Raw genomic sequence first — 12,909 nt, 5'->3', positions numbered from 1 at the left:
AAGCCATGGCGCTCGGCTAAGCCCCACAGCCACTGATTCGCTGCGCATCGGGGACCTATCCAGCATGAAAATCATGGCCGCCAACTCCAATCTTCCGCTGGCGCGGGCAGTTGCTGCCTATCTCGAAATGCCGCTGGTAGACGCTGGTGTGCGCCGCTTTGCGGACGAGGAAATCTTCGTCGAGATCCATGAAAACGTCCGCGGCGAGGATGTTTTTCTGGTCCAGTCGACCAGCTTTCCGGCCAATGACAATCTGATGGAATTGCTGATCTGCATCGATGCACTCAGGCGCGCATCGGCGCGCCGCATCACTGCTGTCGTACCCTATTTCGGTTATGCCCGGCAGGACCGGAAGCCCGGACCGCGGACGCCGATTTCAGCCAAACTTGTGGCGAATCTGATCACTGAGGCCGGCGCGGACCGTGTGCTCGCGGTTGATTTGCACGCAGGCCAGATTCAGGGCTTCTTCGATATTCCAACAGACAATCTCTATGCTGCGCCGGTCATGGCCGCCGATATTCAGGCCCGCTATGGTGACCAGCAATTGATGGTCGTCAGCCCTGATGTCGGCGGGGTGGTTCGCGCCCGCGCACTCGCGAAACGGCTCGATAACGCACCCTTGGCAATTGTCGACAAACGGCGCGATCGCCCCGGCGAAAGCGAAGTGATGAATATCATCGGCGATGTCGCCGGGAGGCACTGCATCCTGATCGACGATATCGTCGATTCTGGCGGCACGCTTTGCAATGCTGCTCAGGCTTTGCTCGAACAAGAGGCTAGCTCGGTCGCGGCCTATATCACGCACGGTGTGCTGTCCGGTGGCGCGGTCGCCCGCGTCGATGGATCGGCGCTAAAGGAACTTGTCATTACCGATTCGATCCGCCCGACCGATGCGGCGCAGGACAGTGACAAGATCCGGATCCTGCCTATTGCCCCCCTGATCGGAGAAGCGGTCCGCCGGATCGCCGACGAAAGCTCGGTCAGTTCTCTGTTCGATTGAAGACCGGCTGAAAGGGATCGCGCATCCACGGCCTGACCGAGGCGGGATCTATCCGTTCAAGCAATTCGAGCCGGCGCGCCTGGCGGATTTCCAGGCTTAATGTCAGCAGACCCTGGCGGTTGCTGGTGAATTCACGCAGCGCCATTCCGAAAAAGGCCTGAAACTCGTGGATGCGGTGCGCCTGGTCGAAGAAGCGCAAGATGAAATCGTCTTCTTCCTCCTGGTCGGCAACTCCGCACAATCGGGCAGCAAAATCCAGCACCCGGGCTCGCCGCATGACCTGTTTTGGTGTCAGGCCAAAATCTCGCTTCACGACACGCTGCAAAGTGCGCATCGAAACCTCGCGCTCGTCGGCGAACTCGGTCAGCGGCCGGTTCGGGTCGGCAAAAGCCTGCAGCTCGAACGCCTGTGACAGTCGCTCCGGCGGCTCTGCTCCACTCTTGGCGATATGGTTGCGAAGCCAGTCTTCGAGCGCGTCGAGCCATTGGCCCGGCTCAAGGTCGAGATTATACAGGCCGGTAAGCTCGCGGTCCGGCACGCCAGCCAGTTCCATCGGGCGGATCCGGTCGACCAGATCGGCATCGTGGATACCCCAAAGAGCGCGTATCGCACCCGGCCTGAACATCAGACCGGCGACTTTGATCCCTCCGGTATATTCAAGCGGCCAGGATCGGGAGTGCTGGCCGCAGAGGAAGGTCTGGTCGCGAATTTTCAATGGCCCGTCAGCTGTACCGACAGTCCAGTCGACGCCGACTGCAGAGCGCAGGTAACTCGCGTCGTTGCACAGCGTCCCTGTCGCGTGGGCGCCAGTCCGGTCGTAAGCGAATGCGACCATGGCGCGCCCGAGCCACGGTTCGAGATCTTTCGCGGGCTGGCGATTGAGAGACAGCGGCACGCCGTCCAGAGTTTCGCCGGTTTCGGAAAAATACTCAGGTTCAAGGCTGCCGCCTGCCGATGCCGTATCCGGCTGCGTTGCGTTTTTCATTCGGCAAGCTCTGTCATTGTCAGGCCTTGCTCGCCGAATTGTCGCGCCAGGGCAAGTTCTTGCCAGGCACGATTCGGGAGAGTTCTTCCAGCCTCCGCGCTTGACGCTGCTCTAGCGTAATCGCCAGCAAGGGCCGCGGGTGCGCGCGGAATTGTTGCGGGGTCACGCCGAAGAAGGATGCGAAGTCGCGGATGAAATGCGACTGATCGAAATACCGCAGCATCATTTCTTCCTCTTCCGCATCGTCAGCCACTTTGCATAGCTGCGCGGCCAGGTCGAGCGCCCTTGCCCGCCGCATGACCTTTTTCGGCGTTATTCCGAAGTCACGGCGCACAACCCGTTCAAGCTTGCGCAGGCCGATGCCGTGCTCTTCGGCAAAGTCGTTCAATTGGCGTGAGGGATCACGGAAGGCCTGAATTTCGAAGGCAGTTGAAATCGGGTCTGGCAACTCGGGCTGAGCCTTGTCGATGAAGCGGCGGAGCGCTTCTTCCATCGCGAGGTTCCATTCCGCAGGGCTAAGATCCGCGCAGAATATGTCGGCCAGATCATCCTGCCGCAGGCCGAAGATGTCCGCCCGCTCGATCCGGTCGACTATCGTATCGGAAGTTCTGCCGGTCAGCGCACGAAATGCACCGGCACGCAGCCCGAAACCGGCGGACATGATGTCGCCCGTGCAGGTGAGCGGCATGTATTTCGAATGCTGCCCGAACTGGAGAACTTCGTTGCGGTAGATGCCGTGGCCATCTGCCGTCACGGCTGTCCACCGGCCATTGAAGATGTATCGTGTGTAAACGAGATCGTTGCACATCCCGCAGGCGATGATCATGTCCGGGTCATTGGTAGCCTTCGCGGACACCAGGCGCGCGACCCAAGGTGCTATGTCCGGTGCCGGGGCGCGGTTTTCGGACAGCGGCAAGCCATCTCGCGAAGTGCCCGAGAGCGGCGCAAGGTTCTTGCGCCAGATCTCGCTATCGGCGTTGACCTTCTTCTTTTCCATGCGACCTGTCCCCAACGGACTGACTTCTACCCGTTTTTCCGCGTGTTACAAGTTTGGTTACGTATGCAGGCTTGACCGCACCGGCGGTGCAGGCAAAGCGGCGTTATGCCCAGTAGAGACGATCAGATTTTCGCCGAGCGCCTTGCCGAGGCAGCAGGTGCTGCCATTCGCCCCCTGTTTCGTGGGAATTGGGCGGAAGAACAAAAAACCGATACGAGCTTCGTCACCGAGGCTGACCGTGCTGCCGAAGCGGCCATGCGTGCAATTATCGAGTCCGAGCGGCCAGGGGACGGGATCATCGGCGAAGAATATGGCACGCGCAACGAAGGGGCGGGGCGCCAATGGGTGCTGGACCCGATCGACGGCACCACAAGCTTCATTGCCGGACGCCCGATTTTCGGCACGTTGATTGCGCTGGTCCAGGATGGCTGGCCGGTGATCGGTGTGATCGACCAACCCGTCGCGCGCGAGCGCTGGGTTGGCCGGATCGGTCACGGCACGACTTTCAATGGTCAGCCCGCTCGGGTCAGGACGTGCAAGGATCTCGGCACTGCGGTGCTGGGCACTACCACGCCGCACCAGTTTACCGGTGACGAAGTGGATGCTTTCATGGGTCTGGCCAAATCGGTCGCGGAACGAAAGATCATTTACGGCGGTGACTGCTATAATTACGGGCTTGTCGCGTCCGGCCACGTCGATCTTGTCTGCGAGGCGGGCCTTAAGCTGCATGATTTCGCCGCCCTGGTTCCCGTCGTCGAAGGAGCGGGAGGGACCATGTCAGACTGGCAGGGCAACCCGCTCGATGCGGCGAGCGATGGCCGGGTACTCGCTCTCGGTGATCCGGCGCGCCTCGAGGATGTGCTCGAAGCCATGGGCTGAAGTTTCGTTGTATTCCAGCGACATTTTGCCGCGACCGGGTTTACAGTCGAAAGTCTGACGCTAACGGGAAATCCGGCCAATTCCGGCCGCATTTCACCTTGAGGTTGCTATGAAATATCTGATTCTCGGCCTTGCGGCATCTGCCGTGCTGGCCCAGCCTGCCATTGCGCAAGATTACGAAGATCGCGCAGAAAACACCCCGGCCAGCAAAGACGGGCTTCGCATCGAAGGTCGCGTGATGTGGGAGCGTATCAACGATCCCGAAGAAGACATCGGCATCAATTACGAGCTCGGCAGCGGCGTCGCTTTTGGCGGCGAAATCGGGTATGATTTTTATGTCAGCGATTCAGTCGTCGTCGGCCCATATGCCAATTACGAGACATCTTCAGTGGAAAGTTGCGAGGGCAATTTCTGCGTCAGTTCCGGCGGCTATTGGGCTGCCGGCATCCACGCGGGTTTCATGACCGGCGGCAACGGTATGATTTACGGCAAGCTCGGCTATGGCCAGCAGACCGTCGATATCGAGGGCCCGCTCGATATCAACGGCACTATCGTCAATTTCGACGAGAGTGAGAGCGGTGGCGGCTATAACGCGGCTTTCGGCTACGACCACAGCTTCAGCGAAAATCTGTATGGCCGGGTCGAAGTCGGGATCAGTGAAAGCTACGATATCTACGGTTTCGATTTTCAGCGCGCCAACGTAGGTGTGGCGCTGGGTGCACGCTTCTAGGCAGAAGCTTTGCAATCAGGTTGAGGCGGCGGAGCGACAAGCTTGCTCTGCCGCCTTTGATTGCGCGCAGAATCGCTTGCAATTCGCAGCGCATTCGCTATTTGCGCGGCCTTCACCGACACGTGATTCATCTGCCGGTCTGGCCGAAAGGGCTGCCAGGGCTGGTTGGACGTGTCTCCGAACCGAAATCCGTACAGGAGATGAAAATGCCCAAGCTGAAGACCAAAAGCGGTGTGAAGAAGCGCTTCAAACTCACCGCAACCGGCAAGGTCAAGCATGGTGTCGCAGGCAAGCGCCACCGTTTGATGAGCCACAACGCCAAATACATCCGCCAGAACCGCGGTACCGACGTTCTTGCCAAGGCCGATTGGGCCGCGGTCAAGAAGTGGGCGCCTTACGGTCTCGATTGAGCAGGAGTATTTGAACCATGACACGCATTAAACGCGGCGTTACCACGCGCCAGAAGCACAAGCGGCTGCTCGAACAGGCCAAGGGCTATCGCGGTCGCCGGAAGAACACCATCCGCGTCGCGCGCCAGGCGGTCGAAAAGGCCGGCCAGTACGCATATCGTGACCGCAAGGTCAAAAAGCGGAACTTCCGCGCGCTGTGGATCCAACGCATCAACGCAGCGGTCCGCGCCGAAGGCCTGACCTACTCGCAATTCATGCACGGCGTTAAGCTTGCCGGCATCGAACTCGACCGCAAGGTCATGGCCGACCTCGCGATGAACGAAGGCGCTGCCTTCAAGTCGATCATCGACCAGGCGAAGGGCGCGCTCCCCGCCTGATCGGGCCGACAAGCTGAATAGAAAGGGCGGTCCTGCGGGGCCGCCTTTTTTGTTTCTGATCTGTGCAGTTGGAAAAACGCGACAGCGGGGCTAGGGCTGATCCGGGTTGGATAAACGCGAAATGATGGGGGATAGCGGTGACCACTGCCACCTGCGATATCTCGGTTCGCTTTCACGAACCGCCTGCCGATATGGCTGCTCTCTTCACCACTTTCTATCGCGTGGAGTTCCATTGCCCGGATGGGCGGGTGCGTGACGCGCTCCAGCCGGAATGGGGCGGCTTGCGTTTCTTCGACGGGCAATTGCCCGAATCGCGCATCGGTGGCGGCAAATGGCTGCGCGATGCCGATTTCACCGCCATGGGTCCGAGCAGCCAGCCGATTTCTTTCACCCTTGGGTCCTGCAGTATGTGGGGCGTCGGCTTTCTCCCGCTCGGCTGGGCCACTTTCATGCAACAGCCGGCGAGCGTTCTGGCCGACAGGATTTGCGACGGGCGATCGAACGATGCCTTCCAGCATTTCCAACCGCTGGCTGACGAACTCTCGTTCGACGCCCAGTCTGAGCAGCAGGATGTGGCCTTGATCGAGGGCTTCTTTCGCGAGATGCAGGTCAATGCGCCCGACCCCGACCACCGGATCCGGGCGATCCACCAGATGCTGCTCGATCCTGAATTGCCCACTGTTGCCTCGATGGCTGACCGGTGCGGGATGAACCAGCGGACGATGGAGCGTCTGTGCCGGAAGTATTTCGGATTTCCGCCCAAGCTCTTGCTGCGCCGCCAACGCTTCATGCGGAGCCTGACCAAGTTCATGCTCGATCCTTCGCTCGGCTGGATCGGCGCACTCGATTCGCTCTACTTCGACCAGAGCCACTTCGTGCGCGATTGCCACACGTTTCTGGGCATGGCGCCCAGCGAGTACGCGGCGATGGATCACCCAATTCTGACCGCCTTTATGCGTGAGCGCATGAAGGCGCACGGTTCTGCGGTGCAGACACTCGACAAGCCCGCGTAAGAATACCGCCAATCCGCTTTGCCTTGCGGCGCGATTCCGGCTAGCGGCCCTTCGCCATGGACGATTTGCAAACCCGGACCGAAACCGCTGTTGCCGCTGCCTGCGCGGCTGCGACGCATGATGCACTTGAGACGCTGCGTGTAGATGCGCTGGGCAAGCAAGGCTGGGTCAGCCAGCTGATGAAAACGCTCGGCAAGATGACACCGGAAGAGCGGCAGGAAAAAGCGCCCAGGATTCAGGCAGCACGGGCGGCAATTGCCAACGCGATCGAAGCACGCAAGGCCGCGCTCGACGCGGCCGATCTGGAGCGCAAGCTGGCAACGGAAACGCTCGACCTGACGTTGCCCGCGCCGCAGCTGCCCACAGGCAGCGTGCATCCGGTCAGCCAGGTGATGGACGAACTGGCGGAAATCTTTGCCGACCTCGGCTTCGCGGTAAAAACCGGACCGGAGATCGAAGACGACTGGCACAATTTTACCGCGCTCAATATGCCTGAGAGCCATCCGGCGCGCGCGATGCATGACACGTTCTACTTTCCGGACAGCGACGCCGAAGGCCGCCGTATGCTTTTGCGCACGCACACCTCGCCGGTGCAGATCCGCACCATGGTGCAGGAAGGCGCGCCGCTGCGCATCATCGCTCCGGGCCGGGTCTATCGCAGCGACAGCGACGCGACCCACACCCCGATGTTCCATCAGATCGAAGGGCTGGTGATCGACAAGGGCATCCACCTCGGCCATCTCAAATGGACATTGGAAACCTTTCTCAAGGCCTTCTTCGAGCGCGAGGACATCGTGCTGCGCCTGCGTCCGTCCTACTTTCCGTTTACCGAACCAAGTGTGGAGGTCGATGTCGGCTTCGAACTGGTAGACGGCAAGCGCGTGCTCGGCGGTTCGGGAGACGAACCTGGCCACGCGTGGATGGAACTGCTCGGCAGCGGCATGGTCAACCGCCGGGTGATCGAATTCGCCGGGCTCGATCCCGATGAATGGCAAGGCTTCGCCTGGGGGCTGGGCGTCGACCGGCTCGCCATGCTCAAATACGGGATGGACGATCTGCGGGCCTTCTTCGACGGAGACCGTCGCTGGATCGACCATTACGGCTTCAGCCCGTTCGACCAGCCGACCCTTTCCGCAGGTGTAGGAGCGAAAGCATGAAGTTCTCGCTCGAATGGCTGAAGCACTTCCTCGACACCGATGCATCGGTGGCGCAGATTGCCGCTGCGCTGAATGCTGTCGGCCACGAGGTCGAAGGCATCGAAGATCCGGCAGAGCGGCTGGAGGGATTCCGCATTGCGAAGGTTCTGACGGCAGAAAAGCACCCTGATGCTGACAAGTTGCAGGTTCTTTCCGTCGACACGGGAGAGGGTGATCCGTTGCAGGTGGTCTGCGGTGCGCCCAATGCGCGCGCGGGGATGAAGGGTGTGCTCGGCCTGCCCGGTGCGGTGGTCCCGGCCAACGGCATGGAACTGCGCAAGAGCGCGATTCGCGGTGTCGAGTCCAACGGCATGATGTGCTCGGTGCGCGAGCTTGAGCTGGGCGACGAGCACGATGGTATCATCGAACTGCCGGACGATGCGCCGGTCGGAAAGACTTTCGCCGAATACCACGACGCCTCGCCCGTTTTCGACGTCGCGATCACACCCAATCGTCCCGATTGCATGGGCGTCATGGGAATCGCCCGCGATCTGGCGGCAGCGGGCCTCGGCACGTTCAAGCCCGCCGAAGTGCCTGCCATCGATGGCGAGGGTGCCTGTCCGGTGGAAATCCGTACCGACGATCCCGCAGCTTGCCCGGCATTCTACGGTCGCGTCATAACAGGGGTCACCAATGGCAGTTCGCCGGACTGGATGCAGCGCCGCCTGATTGCAGCGGGTCAGCGCCCGATCAGCGCACTGGTCGATTGCACGAACTACCTGATGCTCGCGTGCGGGCGTCCAGCGCATGTTTACGACCTTGCCAGACTGTCCGGCGCGGTTGTCGCCCGGCGCGCCCGGAATGGCGAGACGGTCGAAGCACTGAACGAAAAGACCTACGCGCTGGATGACACGATGACTGTGATCGCTGACGATCAGGGCGTGCACGACATCGCAGGCATCATGGGCGGTCAGCATTCGGGCGCGTCCGATACGACCACTGACGTACTGCTCGAAATCGCCTATTTTGATCCGGAACGCATCGGCGTGACGGGGCGCAAACTCGGCCTTGCCAGCGATGCGCGAACCCGGTTCGAGCGGGGTGTCGATCCCGCTTTTCTTGATGACGGGCTGGCTTTGCTGACCGATTTGATTGTGCAGACCTGCGGCGGAACGCCGAGCGCAATATCGCGCGCCGGTACGCCGCCAGGCGAGCCGAAGCATATCTCGTTCGATCCGGCACTGACCGCCAGACTTGGCGGGATCGAGATCGCGGAAGGCGAGCAGGAGAAAATCCTGACCGCGCTGGATTTCGCAGTTGATACCACGCAATCGCCGTGGCTGGTCACCGCTCCGCTGCGCCGTCACGATATCGAAGGCCCCGCCGATCTGGTCGAGGAAATTGTCCGCATTCACGGCCTCGACAAGGTGGAAAGCGTTGCGCTTGATCGCGCCGATGGCGTGGCGCGTCCGACCGCGTCGCCGGACCAGATAGTCGAACGCAAGCTGCGCCGCGCTGCTGCAGCATACGGTCTCAATGAAGCCGTGACATGGTCCTTCCTGCCGCCCGCCGATGCAGAGCACTTCGCTGAAGAGGGGCAGGAGCTGTGGGTGCTCGAGAACCCGATCAGCGAGGACATGAAGGCCATGAGGCCGTCGATGATCCCGAGCCTTCTGTCGGCAGCCAAACGCAATGCAGACCGCGGCGCTGCCGGATCGCGTCTGTTCGAGATTGGCCGGCGTTATTTCCGCAATGCCGACGGCTCCAGCAACGAAAAGCCGACGCTGGGCGTCGTGATGGCTGGCGAAAAGGCGCAGCGTTCCTGGGCGTCCGGCAAATCGGCCGGATTCGATGCCTTCGACGCCAAGGCCGCCGCCGAAGCACTGCTGGCCGAAGCGGGTGCGCCGGTCGACAAGCTGATGGTCATGGGTGAAGCCGGGGCGCAGTTTCATCCCGGACAGTCGGCGACCCTGCGTTTGGGTCCGAAGAACGTGCTCGCGCGCTTTGGGGCGCTGCACCCCAACACCCTCAAGGCGTTCGACATCGACGGGCCGGTGGTAGCAGTCGAGCTCTTCCTCGATGCGATTCCGGTGAAAAAGGGTGGCGGGTCATTCGCCCGCGCTTCCTACGCGCCGCCCGCGCTGCAATCGGTGATGCGTGACTTCGCGTTCCTGGTCCCAGCCGATCTGCCGGCGGGTGACCTGCTCCGCGCAGTCAAGGGTGCGGACAAGGCGAGCATTGTCGAAGCGCGCATATTCGATGTTTTCGCCGGGCAGGGCGTGCCCGATGGCAAGACGTCGGTCGCAGTGGAAGTCACGCTCCAGCCGGGCGAGAAAAGCTTCAAGGATGATGAGCTGAAAGCGATTTCCGAGAAGATCGTGGCTTCCGCCACCAAGCTCGGCGCAGAGCTGCGCGGCTGATCTGACATGACCTCAAGATCTGGCAACGCGCGCCGCACATTCGCGATCATCTCGCACCCCGATGCGGGTAAGACCACGCTGACCGAGAAGCTGCTGCTGCAAGGCGGCGCGATCCACTTGGCGGGCGAGGTCAAGGCGCGCGGGGCCGCGCGGCGTGCGCGCTCGGACTGGATGAAGATCGAGCAGCAGCGCGGCATCTCGGTCACATCTTCGGTCATGACCTTCGAAAAAGAATACGAAGGTGAAACGATCACTTTCAACCTGCTCGATACGCCGGGGCATGAAGACTTCTCGGAAGACACCTATCGTACGCTGACCGCGGTCGATTCAGCCATCATGGTGATCGATGCGGCCAAGGGTATCGAGCCGCAGACGCGCAAGCTGTTCGAGGTCTGCCGCCTGCGCAGCGTGCCGATCATCACTTTCGTCAACAAGGTCGACCGCGAGGGGCGCGATCCGTTCGAGACGCTCGACGAAGTGGCGGATATGCTGGCGCTCGATGTCAGCCCGCAAAGCTGGCCGATCGGCATGGGCGGCCAGTTCGAAGGCATCATCGATTTCGCGAGCGGCGATATCGCCCGCCCGGAAGGCGGCTCGAAAGAATTTCTTGGCAAGCGTGACCAGGATCCGGTGCCCGAACAATGGGCCGAGCAGGTCGAGCTGGCACAGATCGGCTATCCTGAATTCGATCTCGACGCCTATCGCAATGGCGACCTGACCCCGGTCTATTTCGGGTCAGCGTTAAAGAACTTCGGGGTGGAAGAGTTGATCGACGCGATTGCACGCTTTGCGCCGCCACCAAGGCCTCAACCGGCGGGCAACGAGCAGATCGCGCCGTCGCACGACGAAGTGACCGGGTTCATTTTCAAGGTGCAGGCCAATATGGACCCCAATCACCGGGACCGGATCGCTTTCATGCGGCAAGTGTCGGGCACTTTCAAACGCGGCATGAAGCTGACACCCTCGGGCCTCGGGAAACCGATCGCGATCCACTCGCCGATCCTGTTCTTCGCGCAGGACCGCGAGATTGCCGATACGGCCGAAGCAGGCGATATCATCGGCATCCCGAACCACGGCACGCTGCGCGTCGGCGATACGCTGAGCGAGAAGAATCAGGTCCGCTTCACCGGTCTGCCCAATTTCGCGCCGGAGATCCTCCGCCGCGTGGTCCTGAAAGACCCGACCAAGACCAAGCAGCTGCGCAAGGCGCTGGACGATCTCAGCGAAGAAGGCGTGATTCAGGTGTTTTACCCGGAGATCGGCGGGCAGTGGATTATCGGCGTGGTCGGCCAGCTCCAGCTCGACGTGCTGGTGTCGCGCCTGTCGGCTGAATACAAGGTGGAGGCGGGTCTTGAAGCGTCGCCCTTCGCCACCGCGCGCTGGATCAAGGGTGATACAAATGCCTTGAACCAGTTCGAGAATTTCAATCGCGCCAATCTGGCAAAAGATCGTGACGGGGACCTTGTGTTCATGGCCAGAAGCCCGTGGGATGTGAACTATCAGCAGGAAAAGAACCCGGAACTGACGTTTTCCGCGACCAAGGAGCGGTGACAAGCGCCCGGTGTGAAGGTAGCTAGCTTGCATGGCAGACTTTTCCGACACGCTGAGCGATGAACACATCGCGATGATCGCAAAGCAGCCGGTGTTCTTCGTCGCTACGGCGGCCGAAGGCGCACGGATCAATCTCAGCCCCAAGGGGTATGATGCCTTTCGGGTGCTGGCGCCCGACAGGGTCGCCTATCTCGATCTCGGCGGTTCAGGCAACGAGACCAACGCGCATCTGCTCGCTGACGGGCGCATCACAGTGATGTTCTGCAATTTCGAGCAGCCGGCGCTGATCCTGCGCATTTACGGCAAGGGTCGACCGATCCTGCCAAAAGATCCGGAGTGGGAGCAGTTCGCAGCCCATTTCGATCTTTTGCCCGGCACACGGCAGATTTTCGATATCGCTGTCGAGAGCGTGCAGACCAGCTGCGGCTGGGGCGTGCCGTTCATGGAGTTCGAGCGCGAAAGGCATACGCTTACGAAAGCGCACTCCAATGTAAATCCGCAAGAATGGGCGGCGAAGCATTCGACCCGGATAGCCAGTATCGACGGACTGCCTACGCGTCCGACCGACCGCTACATTGCGGGCGAGCAGGGAGAATAATCCGCGCTTGCGACTGACCTTTGCCAGCTACAACATCCACAAGGCTGTCGGCACCGACCGGCGGCGCGATGCCGATCGCATTCTGACGGTCCTGCGCGAAGTCGATGCCGATATCATCGCGCTGCAGGAAGTCGATCTGCGGATCGGGCAACGGGCGACAGTGCTTTCCCGGGCCGCGCTCGATGACACGCCCTGGCGGGCAGTGGCCGTAGCAAAGCGCCCGCGAAGCCTGGGCTGGCACGGCAATGCGATTCTCGTCCGGCGCAGTATCAAGGTGCATGATTCGCACGCACTCGAATTGCCGACGCTGGAGCCGCGCGGTGCAGTGCGCGCTGAAATCGAGCATGGCGGGCAACGGATCCGGATTATCGGCACGCATCTCGACTTGTCGGGACTGCGGCGGCGCGACCAGATTCGTGCCATTCTGACTGAATGCCGCACGTGCAACCCGCCTTGCCCGACAGTGCTGATGGGCGACTTCAACCAATGGGGCAATCGGACCGGTGCGATGCGCGAGTTCGCGCCGGAATGGCATGTGCTCGATACCGGTCGAAGCTTCCCCAGTCGCCAGCCGATCGCCCGGCTCGACCGGATCGTGCATTCAGCGGAATGGGGCTGCCTTGAACAAGGCGTCCATCACAGCGCCATGGCCGCGCAGGCGTCCGACCATCTGCCCGTCTATGCCGAACTCGAGCTGCCCAATTTCTGATCACTGACCAATAATTAGGCAAATCTCCGGGCCTAGCGTAACATTCTATTCGCCCCGACCCGCGTAGAAGCGCGGAAATTTCAATCTGGCACGCCTTTTGCTGC

13 protein-coding genes are annotated in these 12,909 nt (G+C 61.2%); 11 read left to right on the top strand and 2 right to left on the bottom strand.

The window, feature by feature from the left end:
* Positions 1-64: 64 nt before the first annotated feature.
* On the top strand, positions 65-1,000 hold the full coding sequence (locus tag E0502_RS05505; RefSeq protein ID WP_137676912.1) for a ribose-phosphate pyrophosphokinase: 936 nt from the start codon (positions 65-67) through the stop codon (positions 998-1,000).
* Here the strand turns inward: E0502_RS05505 and E0502_RS05500 are convergent.
* Together E0502_RS05500 and E0502_RS05495 are read right to left on the bottom strand one after the other, a co-directional pair.
* Complete coding sequence (locus E0502_RS05500) at positions 981-1,985, bottom strand: DUF6597 domain-containing transcriptional factor (RefSeq protein WP_137676911.1); 1,005 nt, start codon at positions 1,983-1,985, stop codon at positions 981-983. The two genes, E0502_RS05505 and E0502_RS05500, sit on opposite strands and share 20 nt — an antisense overlap.
* Positions 1,986-2,004: 19 nt before the next feature.
* Complete coding sequence (locus tag E0502_RS05495) at positions 2,005-2,982, bottom strand: helix-turn-helix domain-containing protein (protein ID WP_137676910.1); 978 nt, start codon at positions 2,980-2,982, stop codon at positions 2,005-2,007.
* Positions 2,983-3,087: 105 nt separating this feature from the next.
* On the opposite strand from E0502_RS05495, the gene E0502_RS05490 reads away from it, so the two are divergent.
* The 10 genes from E0502_RS05490 (at position 3,088) to E0502_RS05445 (ending at position 12,805) form a co-directional block, all read left to right on the top strand.
* Positions 3,088-3,861 (top strand): inositol monophosphatase family protein, encoded by a 774-nt coding sequence (locus tag E0502_RS05490; protein WP_137676909.1) that lies wholly within the window; start codon positions 3,088-3,090, stop codon positions 3,859-3,861.
* Between the two features lie 109 nt (positions 3,862-3,970).
* Positions 3,971-4,591: an outer membrane protein gene (locus E0502_RS05485; protein ID WP_137676908.1), complete on the top strand. Its 621-nt coding sequence runs from the start codon at positions 3,971-3,973 to the stop codon at positions 4,589-4,591.
* Between the two features lie 206 nt (positions 4,592-4,797).
* Positions 4,798-5,001 carry a 50S ribosomal protein L35 gene (rpmI, locus tag E0502_RS05480; RefSeq protein ID WP_137676907.1) on the top strand — a complete coding sequence of 68 codons (204 nt, stop codon included), beginning with the start codon at positions 4,798-4,800 and terminating at the stop codon, positions 4,999-5,001.
* 17 nt (positions 5,002-5,018) lie between these two features.
* Positions 5,019-5,378: a 50S ribosomal protein L20 gene (gene rplT / locus E0502_RS05475; protein ID WP_137676906.1), complete on the top strand. Its 360-nt coding sequence runs from the start codon at positions 5,019-5,021 to the stop codon at positions 5,376-5,378.
* Positions 5,379-5,515: 137 nt separating this feature from the next.
* On the top strand, positions 5,516-6,391 hold the full coding sequence (locus tag E0502_RS05470) for an AraC family transcriptional regulator (RefSeq protein ID WP_240048877.1): 876 nt from the start codon (positions 5,516-5,518) through the stop codon (positions 6,389-6,391).
* Positions 6,392-6,447: 56 nt separating this feature from the next.
* Positions 6,448-7,548 (top strand): phenylalanine--tRNA ligase subunit alpha, encoded by a 1,101-nt coding sequence (gene pheS, locus E0502_RS05465; RefSeq protein ID WP_137676905.1) that lies wholly within the window; start codon positions 6,448-6,450, stop codon positions 7,546-7,548.
* Positions 7,545-9,947 (top strand): phenylalanine--tRNA ligase subunit beta, encoded by a 2,403-nt coding sequence (gene pheT, locus E0502_RS05460; protein WP_137676904.1) that lies wholly within the window; start codon positions 7,545-7,547, stop codon positions 9,945-9,947. Before pheS ends, pheT begins: the two co-directional genes overlap by 4 nt.
* A gap of 6 nt (positions 9,948-9,953) precedes the next feature.
* Positions 9,954-11,498 carry a peptide chain release factor 3 gene (locus tag E0502_RS05455; protein ID WP_137676903.1) on the top strand — a complete coding sequence of 515 codons (1,545 nt, stop codon included), beginning with the start codon at positions 9,954-9,956 and terminating at the stop codon, positions 11,496-11,498.
* Positions 11,499-11,529: 31 nt separating this feature from the next.
* Positions 11,530-12,096: a pyridoxamine 5'-phosphate oxidase family protein gene (locus E0502_RS05450; RefSeq protein WP_137676902.1), complete on the top strand. Its 567-nt coding sequence runs from the start codon at positions 11,530-11,532 to the stop codon at positions 12,094-12,096.
* Positions 12,097-12,103: 7 nt separating this feature from the next.
* Positions 12,104-12,805 carry an endonuclease/exonuclease/phosphatase family protein gene (locus E0502_RS05445; protein WP_137676901.1) on the top strand — a complete coding sequence of 234 codons (702 nt, stop codon included), beginning with the start codon at positions 12,104-12,106 and terminating at the stop codon, positions 12,803-12,805.
* The last annotated feature ends 104 nt before the right edge of the window (positions 12,806-12,909 follow it).

The sequence above is a fragment of the Parerythrobacter lutipelagi genome (genome assembly GCF_005434975.1).
Lineage (GTDB): Bacteria > Pseudomonadota > Alphaproteobacteria > Sphingomonadales > Sphingomonadaceae > Parerythrobacter_A > Parerythrobacter_A lutipelagi.
This window is presented reverse-complemented; position numbering and strand designations above follow the sequence as displayed.

What these genes read in the sequence shown, in the direction of transcription:
- E0502_RS05485 (WP_137676908.1), top strand. Translation starts at nt 3,971, where the DNA reads ATGAAATATCTGATTCTCGGCCTTGCGGCATCTGCCGTGCTGGCCCAG.
- E0502_RS05505 (WP_137676912.1), top strand. Translation starts at nt 65, where the DNA reads ATGAAAATCATGGCCGCCAACTCCAATCTTCCGCTGGCGCGGGCAGTT.
- E0502_RS05495 (WP_137676910.1), bottom strand. Translation starts at nt 2,982, where the DNA reads ATGGAAAAGAAGAAGGTCAACGCCGATAGCGAGATCTGGCGCAAGAAC.
- E0502_RS05490 (WP_137676909.1), top strand. Translation starts at nt 3,088, where the DNA reads ATGCCCAGTAGAGACGATCAGATTTTCGCCGAGCGCCTTGCCGAGGCA.
- pheT (WP_137676904.1), top strand. Translation starts at nt 7,545, where the DNA reads ATGAAGTTCTCGCTCGAATGGCTGAAGCACTTCCTCGACACCGATGCA.
- E0502_RS05500 (WP_137676911.1), bottom strand. Translation starts at nt 1,985, where the DNA reads ATGAAAAACGCAACGCAGCCGGATACGGCATCGGCAGGCGGCAGCCTT.
- E0502_RS05455 (WP_137676903.1), top strand. Translation starts at nt 9,954, where the DNA reads ATGACCTCAAGATCTGGCAACGCGCGCCGCACATTCGCGATCATCTCG.
- rplT (WP_137676906.1), top strand. Translation starts at nt 5,019, where the DNA reads ATGACACGCATTAAACGCGGCGTTACCACGCGCCAGAAGCACAAGCGG.
- rpmI (WP_137676907.1), top strand. Translation starts at nt 4,798, where the DNA reads ATGCCCAAGCTGAAGACCAAAAGCGGTGTGAAGAAGCGCTTCAAACTC.
- E0502_RS05450 (WP_137676902.1), top strand. Translation starts at nt 11,530, where the DNA reads ATGGCAGACTTTTCCGACACGCTGAGCGATGAACACATCGCGATGATC.
- pheS (WP_137676905.1), top strand. Translation starts at nt 6,448, where the DNA reads ATGGACGATTTGCAAACCCGGACCGAAACCGCTGTTGCCGCTGCCTGC.